The 22,129-nt window shown below is 42.8% G+C and carries 7 protein-coding genes; 2 read left to right on the top strand and 5 right to left on the bottom strand.

The features are described from left to right. Positions 1–13 precede the first annotated feature (13 nt). From HFE01_RS22490 to HFE01_RS22480, 3 genes are all read right to left on the bottom strand, one after another. Positions 14–15,769: a non-ribosomal peptide synthetase gene (locus tag HFE01_RS22490; protein ID WP_167438527.1), complete on the bottom strand. Its 15,756-nt coding sequence runs from the start codon at positions 15,767–15,769 to the stop codon at positions 14–16. 81 nt (positions 15,770–15,850) lie between these two features. Next, positions 15,851–17,062, bottom strand: coding sequence for an ACP S-malonyltransferase (fabD, locus tag HFE01_RS22485; protein ID WP_167438526.1), 1,212 nt, complete (start codon positions 17,060–17,062; stop codon positions 15,851–15,853). A 798-nt stretch (positions 17,063–17,860) separates the two neighbouring features. Then, a complete protein-coding gene (locus HFE01_RS22480) occupies positions 17,861–18,880 on the bottom strand; it encodes a WXG100 family type VII secretion target (RefSeq protein ID WP_167438525.1) in 1,020 nt (339 codons plus the stop codon). A gap of 198 nt (positions 18,881–19,078) precedes the next feature. Between HFE01_RS22480 and HFE01_RS22475 the strand changes: the two genes are divergently transcribed. After that, complete coding sequence (locus HFE01_RS22475) at positions 19,079–19,861, top strand: Cof-type HAD-IIB family hydrolase (protein WP_025364129.1); 783 nt, start codon at positions 19,079–19,081, stop codon at positions 19,859–19,861. A gap of 90 nt (positions 19,862–19,951) precedes the next feature. Then, on the top strand, positions 19,952–20,740 hold the full coding sequence (locus tag HFE01_RS22470) for a formate/nitrite transporter family protein (RefSeq protein ID WP_016819917.1): 789 nt from the start codon (positions 19,952–19,954) through the stop codon (positions 20,738–20,740). Between the two features lie 89 nt (positions 20,741–20,829). On the opposite strand, the gene HFE01_RS22465 is transcribed toward HFE01_RS22470, so the two are convergent. Then, positions 20,830–21,075 (bottom strand): HPr family phosphocarrier protein, encoded by a 246-nt coding sequence (locus HFE01_RS22465; RefSeq protein ID WP_016819915.1) that lies wholly within the window; start codon positions 21,073–21,075, stop codon positions 20,830–20,832. A 92-nt stretch (positions 21,076–21,167) separates the two neighbouring features. Continuing rightward, a complete protein-coding gene (locus tag HFE01_RS27710) occupies positions 21,168–22,025 on the bottom strand; it encodes a DL-endopeptidase inhibitor IseA family protein (RefSeq protein ID WP_167438524.1) in 858 nt (285 codons plus the stop codon). Positions 22,026–22,129: the final 104 nt, after the last annotated feature.

Raw genomic sequence — 22,129 nt, 5'->3', positions numbered from 1 at the left:
GCTCACCACTTTGCTACAAGTTTAGTTTGTTACTTAAAAGTTGGGACAGGTTCTGAAACTCATCGATTGACAACTTGTCATAGAGAAAATCAGTTGGACTTTGTTCCGTTACTTGTTTGCTGCAGCAATGGTCGATTAGATTCGTCAAATGTTTTTGGAATAAAAATAATAGTTGTTCAATGGTTTGTTGCTGGTATTCTTGCTTGTTATAGTTGCATGTAATAATTAATTGTTCGCTTTCATTTATAATGCAGTTGATATCTAACGCTACAGATCTTTCCGTGAAGGGACTAGCCTCTTCTCCAGAGGAAAATTTAGAAAGTGTAAATACATCTGTATCTAGTTCCGTATCAAAACGCCCCATATAATTAAAGGCAATTTCAGGAGCGGCCTGAAATGCAGTCACACCAGACTCATTCACTTGAGCATAGTTTAATACCCCATACCCAAAGCCCTTGTTCGGTATCCTTCTAAGGCTGTCTTTGATGTTCTTAATCTGATATGAAAGATCATGCGCATTGTCCACTTCCAGTAAAAATGGATACATTGTTGTGAACCAGCCAACAGTTCTGGAAATGTTCATTTCCTGAAACACTTCTTCTCGCCCATGCCCTTCAAGATAGATCAACACACGAGACTGCTGAGTCCATTCTTTGATACTTAATCCAAGAGCAGTGAGCAAAATGTCATTAATTTCAGTATTGTAGGCCTGGTGCACCTGTCTTAACAATTTGCTAGTGTTCTCATTATCAAGTGATACACTTCCATTTTCACTATCACGCAACATGTTGGTTTCATAGGAGCTGTCTTTAGGCAACGCTCCAGACTGAGTTTGCTCCAGCTGTGCCCAGTATTCCAGTTCCTGCGCCAGCTCCTCGCTTGTTGCATATTGGCTTATTTCTTGTGCCCATGAGCGGTAAGAATCCGTTTTGTCTGGCAAGTGTAGTGCTGTCCCCTGCTGATATTGCTGATAAAGGGACGAAAAATCTTGTAAAATAATTCTCCACGAAACCCCATCAACTACCAGATGATGAACCGCAATGAGCAGGTGATCCCCTTCAGCAGTCTGGAATAATCCAAGCTTCATTAAAGGACCGGTGGTGAGATCGAAACTACTTTGAATAGCCGTCGCTTCTTGCTCAATCCATGCTTCTGCTGGTAGACCTTCAGGCAGTGATTTTATCGTCAAGGATAGTGGTTGATTGTTTAGTCCTTCATTGTATTGAACGATGCGATCTTCTCTCTGACAGAATGTCATTCTTAAGGCATCATGATGTTTAACAATGCAGTCAAATGCAGCCATAATCCCTTGCTCATCAAAACCGTCTTCAGAAAATAGCATGACGGACTGATTAAAATGCTGAGGACTTACCTTCTGTAGATGGAAGAATCGCTGCTGTATTGGCGTTAAAGGCAGCTCTCCCTCAATGGCTTCCTGACTAATCTTCCGACGGATCACCTTAACGAATGGGCTCAATTGTCTAATCTGAGGGTACAAAAATAATTCTTTAATGCTTAGCTTGTAGCCATGCGTGTTCAAACGTGAGACGATTTGCAGACCCTTAATAGAGTCTCCTCCCAAATCAAAGAAGTTGTGAGTCGCACTTACGCCTGTTACGGCAAGCACTTCCTCCCATATGTGGGCCAGCAATACTTCAGTCTCACCTGTTGGTTCCACATACTCTACTTCTAAGGCACCGCTCCAGTCAGGTTCAGGTAATGCTTTACGGTTAATCTTTCCGCCTGGTGTTATGGGAATCATGTCAAGCGGAACATACACCGAAGGTATCATGTAATCAGGAAGCTCCTTAGCCAACTGTATTTTGATACGATCCGTATCTACTGGGTTAGCTGATACCACATAAGCGCATAAATAAGAACTTCCCTTATTTTCTTTGACCATCACGACAGTTTCCTGAATTTCAGCTATGCCTAAAAGATGATATTCAATTTCACTAAGTTCAATCCTGTACCCGCGAATTTTGACCTGAAAATCGGATCTACCCAGGAATGCAATATTACCGTCAGGCAAGTATTTAGCTAAATCCCCCGTTTTATAGAGCTTTTCATAGCCAGGCATTGAATAAGGATTATCTATAAAGCTGGCCTTCGTTTTGATCGGATCATTCAAATATCCAATCCCAAGTGGTGTACCTGCAATATACATTTCTCCTGTAATTCCTACGGGAACCCTCTTTAGTCCAGAGTCCAATATATAAATCTTGGTATTGGCAATTGGCTTTCCGATCGGAATTCTGTCTTCATCTCCTGTCACTCGATAAGCAACACAGCCAATACTTGCCTCCGTTGGACCATACAGGTTCGTGATTTGAACATGAGGAAAAATGGTTAAAAACGTATGAACTGTCGATGGCGTAATTTCCTCACCACCAAGAATAACTTGTTGAAGAGAATCCAATTGCTTAGTTCGAGTTGAATTTTGATCTAACTGGTTGACAATAGCATTAAATACGGATGGAACGAAGTCTGTAAAAGAAATACGCTCCTGTTCAATAATATTTGTCATGTACGTAGCATCCACTGTCATGCCTGTTTCCGGCAAAACAGTTGTGCCACCGTTCATTAATGGCCAGAACAATTGCCAGACCGCGCTGTCGTATACATGATGAGTCGTCTGGAGAACACTTTGTGCAGCCGATGTTCCAAAATAGTCACTCATCCATAGAAAACGATTGGTGATTCCTTTATGGGCAGCAATAACTCCTTTTGGTTTGCCAGTTGAACCCGAAGTGAAGATTACATAGATTGGTGATTCCATATCTACATCGACTGCCGGGTTACTGATAGCGTTACTCCTCTTTTCGACTACAGAGCAGTCTATAGCTAGATACTCTCCAGCATTTATTTCTGAACTGATAGGAGTACTTGAATTGACCAATAGAATAGAACTTCCCAAATCCTGCAAGGCGCTTTGTAAGCGATCAATAGGCCACTCTGTATCAAGAGGCGAAAAAGCAGCCCCTGTTTTCATAACAGCCAGTATGGATACTACCAGTTCCAGGCTCCGTTCCATGAGTATAGGTACATAACTTCCAAGTCCAATTCCTTTAGCCAACAAATCGCCTGCTATCGCATTCGCCTGATCATTTAATTCCTTATAGGTCAGCACCTGATCTTGATAGATAACGGCTCTAGCATCAGGTCTTTTGCCAGCCTGCTCCTCAATATAATGATGTATAGGTCTCGGCTGTGGATAAGCTATATCAGTGCTGTTATAACGCTCCTCTATAGCAGCCGCTTCTGTTGCGCTTAGGAGATTAATATCAGTCAATGCCATATCAGCGTTTTGGACTATTTCCTCTAATACATTTAGGTAATGCTCGACGAGAAGCTCAATGGTTTCTTTTTTATACAGTTTTGTACTGTACTCAAATTCTAGATGAACTCTCCCAGCCTTTTGTTCGGTATTCAGTACAAGATCGAATTTGGAAATCCCCGTTTTGAACGGATATAACTCAAAGTAAAGGTTATCAGCTTGCCACTGCTGTGCATCCGTATTCATAAAGGAGAACATCGTGTCAAATAACGGATTTCGACTCAAGTCTCTCTTGATGGACAGCTTATCAACCAGTTCGGCAAATGAATACGATTGATTTTGCAGAGCTTGCAGCGTGTTTTCTTTTACTTCGTTCAAAAAGGTTTTGAAGCTCTTATGACTAGCCGGATGGTTTCGAATAGCCAGGGTATTGACGAATAACCCTACGATCCCATTGGTATCTGCATGCGTTCGTCCAGATGTTGGGATGCCGATTACGATATCTTCCTGTCCCGCATATTTCCCCAGCAGCACATTATAGGCAGCAAATAGAAGCATAAAGAGTGTGCTATCTGTTTGAATACACGTGAGATTCAACTGTTCTATAAGCTTCTCGGACAGTTCGACTTTCACCATATCTCCAACAAAACTCTGCAATTGTGGCCGCTGATAGTCTGTAGGCAGATCTAGTACGGGAAGCTCCCCTTTATATTGATCAAGCCAATACTGTTCTTGCTTTGCATGAATTTCTGTATTCGATCTGAGCCAAGCAGAGTAATCTTTGTATTGAAGCGGTAAAGCGGGAAGTTCTTCTCCCTTGTACAGCTTGTTCCATTCGTTAATAATAGTGTCGATAGAAGTACCGTCAGCTATCAAATGGTGCATATCAATAAGAAGCATAAACTTATCACGATCCATTTGAAGAAGCTCCGCCCGAAATAGTGGGGCTTTGCCAACATCAAAAGGACGGATGAAATTATGGATCAATGTATCTATGCCCTTTGTCGTAATATCACCAGCAGCCCGGGCAAAGCCAAGTTCAAAGCTTACCTCTGGTTGTACAAATTGCACCGCTCTATCATCCACATATCCGAACGAGGTCCGAAATGCTTCGTGCCGAGCTAATAATTGCTCAAAGGTACGCTCCACTCTTCTTCGATCTACATGACCTTCGATCATCAATGCTGCCGACATGTTGTAAGCCACACCCGTCTCATCCAGCGGCAGCACGGCCAACAATCTGGATTGTGCTGGAGAAACCTCATAATAAGCTCCCTCAGTCACTGCCTCAATTCGTTGGTAATCTGTAGGTTTGGCAGCAAGAATCTTCTTGGAGAGCGCTTCGATTGTTGGTGCCCCAAATATATCTTGAGTTGAAATTTCAATATGAAAGACCTCGTTGATTTTCGCAGTCAACAGGGTCGCTTTCATCGAGTGCCCACCTATTTCAAAAAAATGATCGTGTATACCAATCGGAGAAATCTCCAGCAGATCCTGCCACATTTCGATCAATAGCTGCTCCGTTTCATTATTGGGCCCAACGTGCTGTAATTCTTTGCTAGAATGCTCCCCTGGTTCAGGTAATGCACTCTTACTAACTTTGCCGTTTGCTGTCAGCGGCATCGCATCCAACAAGAATACATGGGCTGGTACCATATAATGAGGCAGGCTTGACGACAGATAGTCTTTCAAAACATCTACTGTAACCGATTCCCGCAAAACGGCATAAGCGCATAAATACGGATTGTCATCTGTTCCTTTAATCACTACTGCTGCCTCTTTTACCGCTCTGTGAGCCAACAATGTGCTTTCAATTTCACCTGGCTCAATCCGGTAGCCTCTGATTTTAACTTGTTGATCTGCTCGGCCAAGATACTCTAGCGTTCCGTCTGGTAACCATCTCGCCAAATCTCCTGTTCTGTAGAGCTTCATATTGTCCAAATAAGGATGCGGGATAAATTTCTGCGCCGTAAGCTCAGGACGATTACGATATTCTCGCGCAATACCTTTACCCCAAACACATAATTCTCCTGGAAGTCCTATTGGTCGCAACTGCAAGTATTGATCCAGAATGAGAACACCCGTATTGGGAATCGGCTTTCCAATACACCCCACTTCTTCAGGCCCCATATCTCGTAACATCGTTGTAACTACGCTATTTTCTGTTGGGCCATATTCATTGAACAATTGAATGCCAGGATGTTTGGCTTGGCTGGCTTCTACCAACCGTTTCGTTGCTTTCTCACCGCCTAACGTTACAACCTTGAGAGACATGGCTTCATCTGGGGCCAGACCCTCTATAACAGACATGTACATGGAAGGAGTACACACGAGATGTGTAATATGACTTGATAAAATTAAGGTCTTCAGAGCCGATAATTCACTCAATTCCTCATTCGTAGGCAGCACCACCGTACTTCCAGACAGCAGCGGAGTAAAAAAGGCACCCACAAAAGCATCAAATGAGCTAGACAGCAATGGCAGGATACGGTCTGTTGCTTCTAGTGCGTATTCATTTATTCTCCAAGATAACGTATTTAATATCGCTCGATGCTCAATACAAACTCCTTTAGGAGTACCGGTTGAGCCCGATGTATAGATCACATATGCCAAATGACTTGGATCCGATTCCCACTTGGAAGACAACTTGCTTTCTGTTTTATACCACTCATCATCGTCCATATTTAGGACTAAGCCTTCATAAGTAGTAGCATTGTAATTAGATGAGTCATTCAACAACAGGAGCGGAGCCCCGCTATCCTCAAGCATAAAGTGAATTCGTTCTTCTGGATAAGAACTGTCGATTGGAAGATAGGCACCACCGGCTTTTAAAATAGCCAACATACCCACGGCCAAATCTAATGAACGGCCCGCCATTAATCCGACTACAGTTTCTGCCCCTACTCCCCGCTTCATTAATGCCCTCGCCAGCTGATTTGATTTCTCGTTCAGCTCTTTATAAGTAATCACATGTCCCTGATGAACTACAGCTACTTGATCCGGACTTTTGAGGGCTTGCTCTTCGAATTGCAAGTGCAGCGTTTCTTGTTTCTTCACTATCGATGAAGATGGCGGATCAAAAGTGTTAAAGCCGTGTATTAGCTGTAACTTCTCTTCCTCAGGCAACCATTCCAACTTCCCAATCTCGCTCCAAGGTTGTTCCAAAATGGAGCGTAGTATTTGTATATAGAGACTAGCAAGGCGATCAATCGTTTCTGATCGGAACAATTGGGTACAATAATTGAAGCGTAAGGCTAGCCCCTCCTGCCATTCGTCAGCACTTAGTACCAAATCGAATTGGGAAATTCCTGGATTGAATTCACTTGGATGAAATTTTACTCCATTGGCTTCAAGAGAACTCATCTCAAAATTCTGCATGACAAACATCGTATCAAATAAAGGATTGCGTCCTTGGTCACGACGGATATCCAGTCTCTCAATCAATGCTTCAAAAGGATAGTCTTGATAATCCATAGCTCGTAGAGTCGTTTCTTTGACCTCTTGCAAAAATGAATGAAAACTACGCTGAGGAGACGGACGGTTCCGCAAAGCTAACGTGTTGACAAACATCCCCATCATCGTTTCCGTGTCCGGATGCTGACGCCCTGCCACCGCTGTTCCTACAATAATATCTTCCTGACCCGTATACTTTGCGAGCAGTATATTATAAGCCGCAAGCAGGATCATAAAAGTTGTAGTCCCCGTATTTTTGGCAAGCTTCTTTAATTCTTCTGTCATCGCTGAAGTGATGTTATACGACAATACAGCCCCTTCGTAACTTTGATGTAATGGTCTAGGGAAGTCCGTAGGCATTGCCAGTATAGGTAATTCTCCGTTCAAAACATTTTTCCAATAATGTTCCTGTTCAAACAAACGATTACTGGTATACTGTTCCTTTTGCCATGCAACAAAATCTTTATATTGAATTTGGATCGGAGCTAAAATTTCACTCCGGTACAGTTGTACGAGTTCATTAAGGAAAATGGATAACGAAAGCCCATCTGCAATACTATGATGCATATCCATGACCAACATATGTTTATTAGCCTCAAAGCGAAACAATTCTGCTCTGAAAAGTGGCCATTGGCGCAGATCAAACGGACGGACAAACAAGCGACTCATCTCGTCTGCATCTTTCTCCAATATTTCTGTGACTTTGATTTCAAAAGTCGGCTCATCATGAATAACTTGTACAATTTCGCCATCCACGATATTAAAAGAAGTACGAAATGATTCATGACGCCGGATCAAATCCAGGCAAGCCTTCTGAAGACGAGGGATATCTAGATCCCCATCAATACGCACCTGACCCGTAATATTGTAGGCTGTACCTATCCCCATATCCTGTAAGACAAACATACGCCTTTGGGCATCTGATACTGCATAATGCGTACATTCTTCGAGCTTTTTAATAGAAACGGCTGTTCCTTGTTTGGCTCCTTCGATCACCTTGGCCAAGGTCGAAACTGTCGGTGAATGGAAAAGTACATTCAAAGGGATTCGTTTGCCAAACTCTTGATGAACTCTGGCAAGCAAGAGAGTCGCCTTCAACGAATCTCCTCCTAGATCAAAGAAATTGTCATCAGATCTAACACGATTCAATCCCAGCACCGTTTCCCAAATTTCTCCTACTTTTCTCTCCGTGCTACTAACTGCCTCAACAGGTTCTTTGCTAACAACTTGTTTCATAGTAGAAAGCTGCGACAAGTCTACATACCCTTGCGAATTTAAGGGCATGTTTTCAAGCTGAACGATCTGTTGAGGTACCCATTGGTCTTGCAAATGATTTCGCAATTGCTTGCGTAGGACTTCCTCTATTCCATCATCAGGACTCGTAACATAGGCAACCAAATGTGTGTCTGCTCTGCCGTCTGTGCTCTGGGCTATCACTTGGCATTCACTAATCTGTGGAATAGAGGTAATAAATCGTTCAAGCTGTTCAGTATATATGGCATGTCCTTTTATATAGACTCGTTTCTGAACAGGTCCCAACAATTGTAATTCACCGTTTGCGGTTCGCAAAGCCAGGATTCCTGTCGGTAAATATACTAAATTTTCGGAAGGCGATTCGTTTTCCTGTACTACATGCAATTCCCCGATCGTCCCCACAGGCGCAGGTTGCAGATAATGATCCAGTAAATAGATGGCTCTTGGTCTTGGTGAATCATTGTCCGTAATGTCGCTGGATTCGAGTTCCACATAGCCCTTGTAGTTTCTAGTCCCATATTTCAATTCATCCTGATTTAAGAGTGAGATATCTACAAAATCCCGTTCCTGCCCATCAGCAATCGTGTTCAGGATGTGCAAAAAGTACTTTGCCCAAATCTGCATTGTTTCTGATGCGGCCAAGCTAGCTTTAATATCAAAATCAAACCAAAGCTCTCCTTCAACCTCCATCACATTGAGAAACATGTCATATTTGGAGTACAGGATCGGTGTCGGTATCAATTCAACATCCAGTCCATGAAAATGAAAATTCTGCATCGGTCGATCCATGTTAAAGATGACATTCATTTCAGGTATCAGTATGTTTTCAATACGCTCAATCAGATCAGCAAAAGAGTAGTTTTGAAGCGGTTCGACTTCCTGCATGACTCGCTTAACTTGTGTCATATACTTAAATAATGATTCTTTGCTGGTAATATGGCTCACAATCGGCAGCATATTAACACAGTTTCCGATCAAATTAACTTGTTCCATTCTAGACTGACCAGAAGTAGGAATGCCTACTACTATCGTGGTGTTTCCCGTTAAGCGGTGCAGAAATACTTTATATGCTGTCAAAAGTGTGACAAACAGACTGTTACCCGCTTTAATACTAAGTTTTTTCAATTTTCTCGTCAGCGTACTGTCTGCCCGAATATTTATTCTTCTTCCACTATACGCTGGTTTCTTCATACCACCGTCCTCTGACGGAATGTCCATGGCGACAGAGACGGAATCCAATGTCTGTGTCCAGTAAGAAACTGCCTCACTCACTCCTGTATGTTCTAGTTCCCACTGTTGCCAAGCTTGAAATTCCCTGAATTTTGGCGGTACAGGCAGCTTGACTATATTTTCTCCTTTGCAGAAAGAAGTGTAGACTTGCTCCCATTCACGGATAAACACTGCCATTGACCAACCATCCGCAATAATATGATGAAACGTGAATACTACAATATGTTCATCCGGTTTTAAACGTAAAATGTGAGTTCGGAACAATGGTTCTTTGGACGTCAGATCAAACGTTCTTTGCCCCTCTTCCTCAAACCATTGCTTGACCTTTTCTTCATGCTCTGATGGAGGAAATTCTGAGAAATCATTCAGTGAGATGACCACATTCACATTCTCAAGAACATGCTGTTCTTCACCATCGGGGTCAACAACCGTCCGTAGCGACTCATGCCGATTCACAATTGTCTGTACTGAACGTTTTACAGTATCAAGCTGCAGTTGACCCTGCATTCGCAATGCTGCTATTTCGTTGAATGCAGTAGATGAATCACTTCTGGATTGCGTAGCAAACCAAATTTGCTGCTGCTCCTTTGTTAAAGGGAACGATGAGGATTCGAGGGGAACCACATCATTTTTTCGGCTTCCATTTCCATCTGGTGATGGCGTATGGTCAGGTAGGAATCCCCCTTTTCTCAATTCCTCCACACTTTCCTTTACAGCCTGTGTAATTTGTTGAAGGTCTCCATCTGTATGAGAAGTCGATAAAAAGCAATTGCGACCTTCCCATATGTAAATTCCTTTGTCAATCAGCAGATGGAAAAAGAGCTCAATGTCGCCAAACGAAACAAACCGGAATAATGAGCCATAGTTCACCATGTGGATAGGCACACTATTTTGTTTAAAATAAGTATTCAGCTCTGCTACCCATTCGTTGGTTCTTCGGTTCAGTTGTTCCTGAAGATTCGGCCCTTCAGACTTCAAATATTTCAAAGTGGCTAGAGCCGTATGCATGGTCAGCGGATGTGTACAGAAAGTACCACCTACGAACGTTTTAATATTCGTGTTTTCTGGATAGGAGTTATCTCCGAACGACCACACACCTCCATCTACGGTGTCCATAAATTCTGAGCTTCCGGCGACTATGCCAACAGGCATACCTCCGCCCGCCACTTTTCCGTAAGTAACTAAATCAGCTTTAATTCCAAACCAGGCTTGAGCACCTCCTGGATGAATTCTAAATCCTGTGATTACTTCATCAAAAATAAGTGCCGTTCCCGAATGTGCTGTTATTTCGCGAATTTGCTCCAAGAACTCCTTTGGTTGCAAATCCGGTCTTCGACTCTGTACAGGCTCCACCAATACGGCGGCAAGTTCATGTGCATAATGTTTGATAGCTTTTATAGAATCCGGGTGATTATAAGGGAGTACAATTACATCCTCCATCATGCTCGAAGGGATTCCCGGTGCCATGGGCAAAGCCTCTCCCCCGCTTGAGTTCGGATCAGACACGGCAAGTACACCATCGAATGTTCCATGATAAGAACCAGCAAATAGTATTATTTTGGAGCGTCCTGTAGCTGCTCTAGCCAAACGTAAAGCGACCATAACAGCTTCTGACCCCGAATTGTAAAAGGCAACCCGCTCCACTCCTGTTAGCTCGCTAATCAAGGCAGCAACCTCGCCTGCTGTATTCGACATAGGGCCGATCGAAGGCGTACGGTCGTGCACATTGCTCCGTAAAGTATCGGTTAGCCAAGCTGGATTATGACCCAATAAATGAACCCCGAAGCCCATAGTTAGATCAATGTACTCGTTCCCATCCACATCCCATATCCTTGAACCCGAAGCGCTCTCTGAAATGATAGGATATACAATTTCTTTCCAATAGGATCGAAACCCAGACACATGACGATTATTAGCATGAACCAGTCGACTTTCCTGTGTGTATTTCTTGGACCCAAGGGTTCGTTGAGTATATCGTTTAATAAAACGCTGTAAGAAATCATTTTGCCGCGCACTGTATCCACTTTCCTCACCGATCAGTAGAGGTTGATAGGGTACAAAGGGTTTGGATTCAGTAGTTGGATTCACTTTAATTGTAGAAGTGATAGGCACGTCAGTTGCCACAACATGCAGAGATGTAGGCTGAACACTGACTGTGTCTTTGTTTGTGGTTAACGGTGCTACCTGAATAGTTCCTCCTTGACCGCCACTAAGCATCTCCAGTTGTTTGGTCAACACTTGAGTAAGTCCCAGCTGTTGGTTGTTCAGTAATTCAATTTGTTGAGAGAGTAACTTTTCCAGGCCACCCAACTCGGACGAAGGCTTTGCAGCAACCGTATTTTCCGGATTGACTTCTGTCCGATCATCGACCGTATTTAGAGCATCCGCAGCCGCAACTGATTGGGTGGTATATGTCAAATCTGAAATAAACGTTGTTAGACGATCCAGGTTTGTGACACTTTCAAAAAAGTGGTTCATGGGAACATCCACATTAAATTGTTCTCTAATTTCTTTTTGAACTTGAACTAGCATAATTGAATCCAAGCCCATTTCTAGAAAATGCATCTGCTCATCCAGTTGTTCCACCGTAAAACCAGAAACTTTACTGATTACATCTTTTAATACTTTGGAAATCTTCGCTGTGTAGTCGATCTGATCTGTAGCTTGCAGCTCTTTTGGATACGCGGACTCCATACGTCTCTCCTCCCTGCCTACGTTACTTATCTGCACTACTTTTGGAGTAAACCAGCAACGATTTCGTTCAAAAGGGTACAAAGGCAGCGACTGGATTATTTTGATCTCATCCGCATAAAGCGCTTGCCACGGAATAGCCATACCTTTGACATACAGTTCACCCAATTGACGTAGAGCGTGAATATCTGTATGTGCACTTGCTCTGATAGCTGTAATCAATCGACCTACCGTATCATCTTTTTCCCGTTTATGATCAACGCTCTGTTTATGAGAACCTATATACATATCAGGTACATTCTCTTGTTGGTTCCCGGAAGTCCATCGCTCCAACTTGTGTAATAAATCTTCTAAGCTGGAAGTGATAACTGCTAATTTATGTTCCATATGAGCTCTGCCGATATGTGTGGTATAGCACATCTGCTCCAAGGAAACCGCTGGATTTAGGCGTAAATAGTCCACATATTCCTCAACCAAATGATGCAGGCTTCGCTCATTTTTTGCAGAAACCGTAAAAAGATGAACACCATCCGGCGTGTTTACAGATTCCTCATGTGTTCGCGTTTCTATAAACTCCTCCATAACAACATGAGCATTGGTTCCACTGAAACCAAAAGAACTTACTCCGCAGCGAAGTGGGGCATCATTTGAACTTAAATCGGCTACTTCTGTTGTCAAATAAAACGGCGACAATTCAAAATTAATACGGGAACTAGGTTTCTTAAAATGAACCAACGGAGGATTCTTCCTCGTTTGCAGCATCAGAACTGCTTTAATAAGACTGGATATTCCTGCTGCTTCAAATAAGTGACCAATATTGGGTTTGACGGAACCGATTGCACAAAATTGTTTTTTGTCCGTATATTTTTCAAAAGCTTGTGTCAATCCCGCAATCTCAATAGGGTCCCCCAGTTTAGTTCCCGTTCCATGGGCTTCGATAAATGACAGAGTTTCCGGGTGAATAGCCGCATCATTCCAAGCCGCCTCCACCACTTCTGCCTGTGCGGAAGGACTAGGCGCAGTAATTCCTACCGTTGTACCATCCTGATTCACCGCACTTCCTTTTATTACTGCATAAATACGGTCTCCGTCTTGCAAAGCTTGATCGAGAGGCTTCAACAGAACCGCTGCAACCCCTTCTCCTACACCTGTTCCATCCGCTTCCGCATCAAAGGTACGAGCTCTGTAATTTGGCGATTCCATATCTAGTCCCAGCTTCACTGGTAATAGCATCGTTCGGATTCCTCCGGCAATCGCCATCTTGCAATCCCCTGTCGCTAACGCCTTGCAAGCCATATGAATCGCGACAAGTGAAGAGGAGCACGCCGTATCCACTGTTACTGCTGGACCTTTTAAATTAAGAAAGTAAGAAATTCGACTTGCCAGCACTGACGGTAAATTTCCAACAATATACTGGTGAAATTTGTCCGGTTCTCCTTTAGAGAGCATCCGCTCATAATCGTAGCCCACTTTTGAGAAGCCGACGTAAACTCCTACCTTTTGTCCATGAATCCGATCTCCTGCATAACCCCCATCTTCAAGTGCATGCCATGCGGTCTGAAGGAACAATCTCTGATTAGGGTCCATATAGCTAGCTTCCACAGGACTCAGCTTGAAGAACGCATAATCAAATTTATCAATTTCTTCTAGGAAGCCGCCTTCTATAAACTCTTCTTCTCCCTTCCTTTGATCCACAACTGATAAATAATCGATGGCGTCTTGCTTACGTTGAGAGCCTAAGTTCCCGATACAGTCATCGCCTTGGACAATATGATCCCAATACTGTGACACAGATGAAGAACCAGGTAAGTCCAAAGAGAGCCCAATAATAGCCACGTCCTTGCTATGATTGTGATCCGTATCATCCGTAGGAATATGCTGTTGTTCAGAATCAGTAGGGCTCGCTAAAAATTCTGCCAAGTGAGCTATTGAGGGATGATCAAACAAATCGGTAACTGCAAGCTTAATCCCCAGCTGATTTTCAATTTTGTCTGTAATCTGAACCAGTTGTAGGGAATTGGCTCCTAAATCAAAATAGCTGTCTCTCGTATCAACCTCTTCCCTAAGTAATACCTCGCAGCAAATATCGTGAAGTACTTTTTCGATCTCAAACGAAAGTGTAGGCAATTTTTGATTTTTGTTTTCTTGCTCCATAATCCCTTTTAAAACTAATGAAGTCTCCTGATAATGTCCCGCTTCATACTGAGCCGCAAGCTTATACCTCTGCAACTTTCCACTAGTCGTTTTGGGCATTTGCTTAATAGGTATAATATCGTGAACCGCCCATCCTCCATGACGATACAAATGTTTTTTTAATTGAGTTGCAATTGGAGAAAATTTTCCTATCGTCTTTTTGGATACGACAAATACCACAATTTCCTCTGATTCCATCCCATTAACACGAACTCCACACGCCGCCACACGATTAAGTTCGACTCCTTCTACTTCCTCAGCGATACGCTCGATGTCATGAGGGTAAACGTTCTGTCCATTTACAAATATGATATCCTTTGCTCTCCCTGTGACGACTAATTGACCTTCACGGAAGAACCCCAGATCGCCAGTTCTCACCCATCCGTCTAGCGTCAAAAGTTTGGATGTCGAATTCTCGTTGTTATAGTATCCCTTTGTAACATTTTCACCTTTGATTTGTATATGCCCAATAACGCGATCTGCGACTTCCTCATCCTCGTCATTGCATATTCTGATTTCACAATAATCTAACGACTGACCGACTACAACAAATGGCAGAGCATTATGAAAAGTCTTGTCTACCTCCAAGACAAACTCTCCAATGTTTAAGTGCTTACGATCAACATAAACGGTTATATAGTCAGCATCAATTGGCGGGATAGCAACTCCAACCGATGCTTCTGCTAAACCATATGATGCTCGCATACTCGTTCTTTTTAATCCAAAAGGAGCTAATGTCTCAAGAAATGCGTCACATAATTCAGTAGAGATAGGTTCAGCACCATTGATGATGGTACGGATCTTGGACAGATTCCAGTTCATTGCTTTTTCGGGTTTGTAAAATTGCATGAAATACTTATATCCAAAGTTCGGCGAGGATATAATGCTTACTTGATGTTCACTAGCTTTTTTTATCCAAAGTACTGGCTGACGAATGAACAGCGAAGTCGGCATAATGTACTGATTCACTCCAGCAACTAATGGGGTAATATGATTGTAAATTAAACCCATATCATGGGTTAGAGGCATCCACTGCAAGAACGAATCTTGCTCTGTGACGACCGTCCTATTTATAATTCCACTTGTGTTATGAATGAGATTATGATGTGTAAGGATGACTCCCTTAGGATCACCTGTGGAACCGGAGGAAAACTGAATAAATGCTATATCCTCCAATTGAGGGGTGTGTATCTTTGCAAAGGATTGCTTAGGTTGTTCATGGTCTTGAAGAAGTAATTGATGACGATGGCGGATATTTTCGAATAGATTATTCTGATTGGTTTTCAGGGTATATTTCTCAAGGTCTTTTAATATTTTAGGCTCAATGAGTAAAAAAGGATCGTTAAGAACATCCCAGATTTTAAAAAGCTTCATTCTATGCTCATCATTGTTACCGATGCTGACAGGTACCGGGATCATACCACCAAGAATGCAAGCCCAAAACGCTTTCACAAAATGACGATTATTTTCTATTTGAAATACGATTTCCTGTCCCTGCTTCACTCCTGCATTCTGAAGATTCTCCAGAAACGCTAGAGCTTCCCAATATAAATCTTTATAAGTAAGTGTTGTTTCGTTTTGATCCGACTCAATAAAGGTTATAAATTTATGGTCACTCTTTCCCCGTTCTGTAATAACATCAACCAGGGTTTTGAACCTATTTGTATACATGCTATTCCCCCCGTATATCGTAAGATTTATTAGCTTCCAGTTAATAAATTTACAATTTCCAACATCATTGATGAATCTTATTTAGATCATATTAAGAATCGTCTGTTGTTCTTGCTCGGGCACTTGCTTGGTAGTGAGAATAGTACGAATGAGCTCTAACACCTCTGTATTAACCGCATTATAAACGGTGTCATTTTTATGATTTTGAAGTTGATTGATCCTATTTCGGATCTGCTGACTAGGGTAAACAACTCCCTCCATATGTTGTTTGTAATCCCCGTTTCGATTTCGTGCAATAAGCGCTGCTGCAAAGCCTTCCTCCAGACGCTCAAGTGTAAATTTGCGTGTAGTTTGCTGCTTACTTAGCCACTTGTCCGCTTCTTTTAAAGAAGAACTGGTATTAATAGAAAAAGTAGAGATACTAGGATATCTTTCTTTCATTAGCTGTCCAAGTACTTTTCTCGGACCTAATTCTAGCGCAACAGTAATACCGTTCTGGTATAAATAATCCATCGTATCTGTCCAACGTACAGGGCTTATCATTTGCTTGTACAGCAAGTCATAAATTGAGAATTCATCATGTGGTAAGGCTGTTACATTGGAAACAACCGGCCACCTTCCCTTGCGTAGCGGGATTTTTTTTAGTTCTGCGGCAAGCTTATCTGCTGCAGGCTTCATCAGAATACTGTGAAAAGGCCCGCTTACTGTTAAATAGTTAACCTTACTATGTTCTAGACGTTTGATTTTCTCCACTATTCGAGCCATAGGTTCTGTATGTCCCGATAGCACGTACTGATTGTTTGAATTGTGACAGGCAATAGATATAACATCACGATCCGTAGATATCTCTTGACATAAGCTCTCCAGAATAGAAGCAGAAACATTCGCAACAGCAACCATAGTCCCTACCCCGTTGGCTGTAGCCTGCTGCATGAACATTCCTCGTTTTCTCACGATTTGAAGTCCATCTTGAAGGGAGAAAAAACCGCTGCACACCAATGCTGAGTATTCTCCTAAACTATGACCGGCCAACAGTTGAGGTTCCAGTTCCAGTATTTCTCTGCTAGCATAGTATGCAGCAAGACTGGCAGTAAGTAAGGCTGGTTGGGCATTCATGGTCTGAAGAAGCTCTTGGGAATCTCCTTCAAAGCAAAGTTTTGAGAGTTTTACACCTAAGATATCATCCGCTTCATCGAATAAACGCTTTACCACAGTAAAATTATCCCATAGTTCTTTACTCATTCCTACATATTGCGAACCCTGCCCAGGAAAAATAAAAGATACTTTATTCATCTGAAAACCTCTTCTCCAGTGAGCTTCCTGAATATGTGTACTTTTCAAATTTAACTTCTGTTGCAAGTTATAACCTTTATAGTATTAAAGCAGAAATTTATGATCGACATAATTAATGAAAAAAAGAATCATTTAAAAACAAATTAAATCATATGTAATTACCGTGCACTAGCATTTAATAAGCTTGTATTAATAATTTATCAATCGTTATTCCAACCCAGGTTTTACTCCTTTTACGAATTAAAATAACGATTTATTTCAACAAAGTCAATGAATAAGTCAACCTTCGAATGTTACATTTTTGTAAATAAAAGGTCGCAAAATGTAGAAATTTGTTGATTATCATTAGATAAAGTCGTTTTCTTGAAAGAATAGCTTTTTTCATTATTTTCACTACATAAAAATAAATAAAATTAAATTATGCAATTGTTAAATATTTTTAAAAGATAAACAAATATACACGTTTATTATATTATTATATTTATCCAAATTATGATATTAAACTCTTTTTTTGAACCTTGCTCTTAAGCTCAGATTGCTCTAAGTTTGAAAACATAAATTAAAGACACTACATGAGTCAGATGTCCTTTACCCCATGAAATTGCTGCTTAAATCATAAATACTATGTAACAATTAAATAACTCTAATAGAATTTTAGAAATATGCGCACGAAAAAATCTACAGATTTTACCAACTGATGAGTTTCGCAGTCTTCCACTGCCGCTCGCTTAGTCTTGAAAAAGTCTGTAGATTTTATAGATACTCGTATTCACGTTATTATCTCTCACTGCTCAAGACCTAGTTATAATCCTCCCAATAGCGATACTTCATTTCATTCTCACCTTTGGTGACGATGATCATGTTCTCGACATGCCCAGTTTCTTTATTTGTCCGGTAGATCATGGTACGGGTTTCTCCCTCATCGGGAACAGAGAACAGCACCTTGTCACTGATCATACCGCCACCAACGCCGACAACGTGTTCCCCCCAGCCGGAGGCTGCGCCCGAACCTGCTCCACTGACGCCAGTCCCGCGCGACAAAATAAGACCCATTCCATATCCGGTAACGGTCTGGGCCGTTTTACCTAGAGCATGTTCTCCGGCTGATTGAGTATGCTTTTGGACCCAGTAATCGTATTTGTCCGTATTTTGCTCATAACTTATAATATTTCCTTTTTTATCTATAGATATATCTGTTTTGCTTCCGTCTTTACCTGTCAGTTCAGTGACGGCAACAAGCGAATCGGATGTGATCTTGGAAGTCTCTCCTGTATTGTAATCTGTACGAGTAACCGAGTCCTCGTATTGCAGCCGCAGGACATTCATCTGGTCGTGGATTTTCTGTATGACTTGCTTGTCGCCGATGGTCTCCGCGTTTTTCAATAGTTCCTCATATTGATGATATTTATCCGCGTCTGCCTGCTCCCACTCGTCTATATTTTTGGGTGAATTCACGATATCTTCAGCATGATTTCCAGCCTCTCCGCTACCCGCCAGCGCTGCACTAGCGTTCATCGCTGCTGCCAAGGCTGACCAGAAGCCACGTGTGCTCCCAGCATCCGCATTTTTAAACTTCAAAGCAATGCTTTTCAGCTCAATTTCAATGGATTGAACCTTATTTAATATAGAAGAAAGCGTATATTTAGCTGTACGAAAGTCATTATAAAAACGATTTCTCTCCATACCATCCCACTGGCTGTGAAGGCGGTTCATTGTGCTATCCAGACCGTTTAGCTGGTTATACAGTATGCCGTGGGCATTGGCAAATTGGGAGGCCACGTTATCCAGCTGCTCCGGTGTGACTTGGATTTTTGTCATGGTGATCACATCCCATCTTCGAAAATAGGAGATAGACATTAAAGTTTACAGTAATCCTTATTTCATATTGTAAGCTATAGAGGTCGGACATTCATGAGGATTTATACGTATTTGTGTATCCAGAAGCAGTTCCTTTGATATAATGAATCCATATGAGTTTATTTCGACAATATATTATTGAAAGTCAGGTGTAAGGACATGTCAGACAAAAAAATTATTTTTTTTGATATCGACGGTACATTACTGGACGATGAAAAGAAGATGCCGTTAACGGCAGAAAAAGCAGTCTTTGCTTTGAAAGAGCAAGGACATGAGGTAGCCATCGCAACAGGACGTGCGCCTTTTATGTTCAAGGATATCCGCGAGCAGTTAGAAATTGATTCCTACGTTAGCTTTAACGGGCAATATGTGGTGCTCCGTGGGGAAGCCGTCGCTACCAATCCGCTGAATCGAGAAGCCTTGCAAGCGATGACTGATCTGGCACTCACACATAATCATGCTCTCGTATATATGGATCATATGGACATGAAGGCCAATATTCCTAACGATGAGCTTGTGGAGAAATCGGTCCAAACGCTTAAGGCCAAGATTTCGGTTGGGTACGATCCGCTCTATTTCCAAGGGAGAGATATTTATCAGACGCTGTTAATGTGTACAGCCGAAGAAGAGCCTTACTATGAAGCGGTATTCAAAGCATTTGACTTTGTACGCTGGCATCCAAGTTCAGTGGACGTTGTTCCTCACGCTGGCTCCAAAGCAAAGGGAATTCGCGAAATTACGTCCAGACTGGGCATTGCCGATGAGAATCAATACGCTTTTGGCGATGGATTAAACGATGTGGAGATGCTGACAACTATACATAACAGTGTCGCGATGGGGAACGGTTGTGATGAAGCCAAAGCCGCTGCTAAAATGGTCACAAAACGCGCAGATGAAGACGGTATTTTATACGGACTGCAAAAGCTTGGTTTGTTAAGCTAACAGAATTTGTTTGACATGCTGAGCATGTTTCGGGAAAAATCAAGTCGGTTTAATGACTTAGATATGAGAAAATAGGAGGTTGTCGTTGGTATGGAAACGGAAGGCTTACGCAATGTCGAACAGCTAGCCCTGAAGAAGTACAAAATTTACAAGCAAAGCCTGCTCCGGTATTTGGCGCGTTCCATGCTGGCGAGTATGTTTATCGGATTCGGCGTTATTGTCGCCTTCAAGACGGGTAACTTTTTTTACATGGAGCATTCTCCATTCACTTATCCCATGGCGGCGCTCACCTTTGGGGCAGCCATCATTCTGATCGCGTACGGCGGCGGTGATTTGTTTACTGGCAACACCTTCTATTACACCTATGCTGCGCTCCGTAAAAAGCTGCGCTGGGGTCAGGTGCTTCGATTGTGGACTGCCAGCTATGGAGGTAACTTGTTAGGTGCGGGGGTATTCGCACTCCTTATATACCTGACAGGGCTGTTTGACTCCTCCAGCGTGAACAGCTTTCTGCTGAACGTAGTTGAGCATAAAATGGAAGCGCCTGCAATGCAGCTATTCTTCCGCGCTATTTTGTGTAATTGGCTGGTCTGCCTCGCCTTTTTTGTGCCGATGTTTATGAAGGAAAATGGCGCAAAGATGTTCGCTATGATGCTGTTTGTATTCTGCTTTTTCATTTCGGGATATGAGCATAGTGTAGCTAACATGTGTACTTTCGCCATTGCGCTCGTGCTGGACCATCCGGGTACGGTCTCTGTCGCTGGCGTCATCCATAATCTCGTTCCGGTTACGCTTGGGAATCTGGTGGGTGGCGTGCTGCTTATGGGGGTTATGTACTATTCGGTGAATCTCCCGTTTTTGGACGAGGAGGAACATTAAAAAAGAAGCCGTGGAACCTGAGTTCCATGGCTTCTTTGCATTCATTTTGAAAATAGCGTATGCAGTGTCTGCAGGTGCTTCTTTGCTGTTTATTCTGCTTGAGCAGGAAAATGAATAAATTCCTCCAACTCCTTGAACAGCTTTTTGGGATTGACGTTGTCAGGTACAACCAGAGTTAGCGGCTCATCCAGCTTGAGCACATACATGCCTAAAATGGATTTGGCATCTGCCATGCCGCTTTTGCCATGAATCCAGATGTCATACGTATAATTGGATACGATTTGATTGATCTTCTCAATATCCTTAACGTTTTTTACCTTGATCGGTGTCATCATTGCACAGCACTCCCCTGCGTTGAATTAGGGCTTACGAAACAAGCCTTAACATCACTTTACCCTATTTATAAAGAACGTTGCAAAATCTTAATTTAGAAAATAACATGCGGCGCGGAGCTAACCTTCCAGTAGCTGCCGACCTTTTCAAAATTCACGGTGATTTTCTCGTTTGGCTGTTTGGCTTCTGCCGGATAAGGCACGGTCAGCAGGTAGCTGCGCTTCACCGGAGTCATGGTTACCATTTTCGCCGTAGCCCGGCTGAACTCTAGCAAATTGCCGCCATCTGCGTTCAACTGAGCTAGTCTGCCGTTAACTTCAACGAAAAATTTACCGACAAATTGCTCACTGGCCTGTTTCGTATAAGCCTGCGTTAGATAGTTGATCAATTTGGTCTTCGTACCGATGTCCTCGGACAAATAGCGGTAGCTTTTACCGTTCAATTGGAACGCTTGGCCCAACGATTTGCCACCGCTGATGGCATACTGATAACGAGACTGCGCCTCCAGCACAAGCGGAATCGCACTCTCATGGTTCAGCTTGTCCAGCTGGGTTGGATTCACGCTAGTAGCTGTAGCTGCGGCTGGCGCCGAAGTAGACGGCTGCTGCGGCTTGGCAGTCGATGGTACAGACGGAGCTGCCGCTGGTGCTACCGACGCGGATGGGCGCGGTGCTGGTGCAGACGGAGCTGCTGGTGTGGCCGCTTGGACGGAACCTGCGGCTGGGGCAGTTGTTGCTGGAACTGACGGCGCTTGCGCAGGGGCTGGCGTCGCAACAGACGCTGATGCTGCTGGTGCAGGCACCTGGGTCGGTACAGTTGCTGACGGACTAGCAACGTTCGGTTGCGCCGCATTCGCGGGACTGGTCACAGCGGGTGCAGCAGCGGCGATCTGTGCCGCGCTCAAAAGTGTGGCCGCAACACATAGTGCGGATAGTTTCGTATTTATTTTCATACTCAAATACACCTCCATAATCATATGTCTGCATAAACTGCACACGTTTCTATTATAAGAATTTCGGTGCTCGATTAGGTTGCTAAATTGTTTCTATTTGCCTT

Source organism: Paenibacillus sp. EKM10P (assembly GCF_011800655.1).
Classification (GTDB): Bacteria; Bacillota; Bacilli; order Paenibacillales; family Paenibacillaceae; genus Paenibacillus; species Paenibacillus polymyxa.
This window is presented reverse-complemented; position numbering and strand designations above follow the sequence as displayed.

What these genes read in the sequence shown, in the direction of transcription:
- HFE01_RS22490 (WP_167438527.1), bottom strand. Translation starts at nt 15,769, where the DNA reads ATGTATACAAATAGGTTCAAAACCCTGGTTGATGTTATTACAGAACGG.
- fabD (WP_167438526.1), bottom strand. Translation starts at nt 17,062, where the DNA reads ATGAATAAAGTATCTTTTATTTTTCCTGGGCAGGGTTCGCAATATGTA.
- HFE01_RS22480 (WP_167438525.1), bottom strand. Translation starts at nt 18,880, where the DNA reads ATGACAAAAATCCAAGTCACACCGGAGCAGCTGGATAACGTGGCCTCC.
- HFE01_RS22475 (WP_025364129.1), top strand. Translation starts at nt 19,079, where the DNA reads ATGTCAGACAAAAAAATTATTTTTTTTGATATCGACGGTACATTACTG.
- HFE01_RS22470 (WP_016819917.1), top strand. Translation starts at nt 19,952, where the DNA reads ATGGAAACGGAAGGCTTACGCAATGTCGAACAGCTAGCCCTGAAGAAG.
- HFE01_RS22465 (WP_016819915.1), bottom strand. Translation starts at nt 21,075, where the DNA reads ATGATGACACCGATCAAGGTAAAAAACGTTAAGGATATTGAGAAGATC.
- HFE01_RS27710 (WP_167438524.1), bottom strand. Translation starts at nt 22,025, where the DNA reads ATGAAAATAAATACGAAACTATCCGCACTATGTGTTGCGGCCACACTT.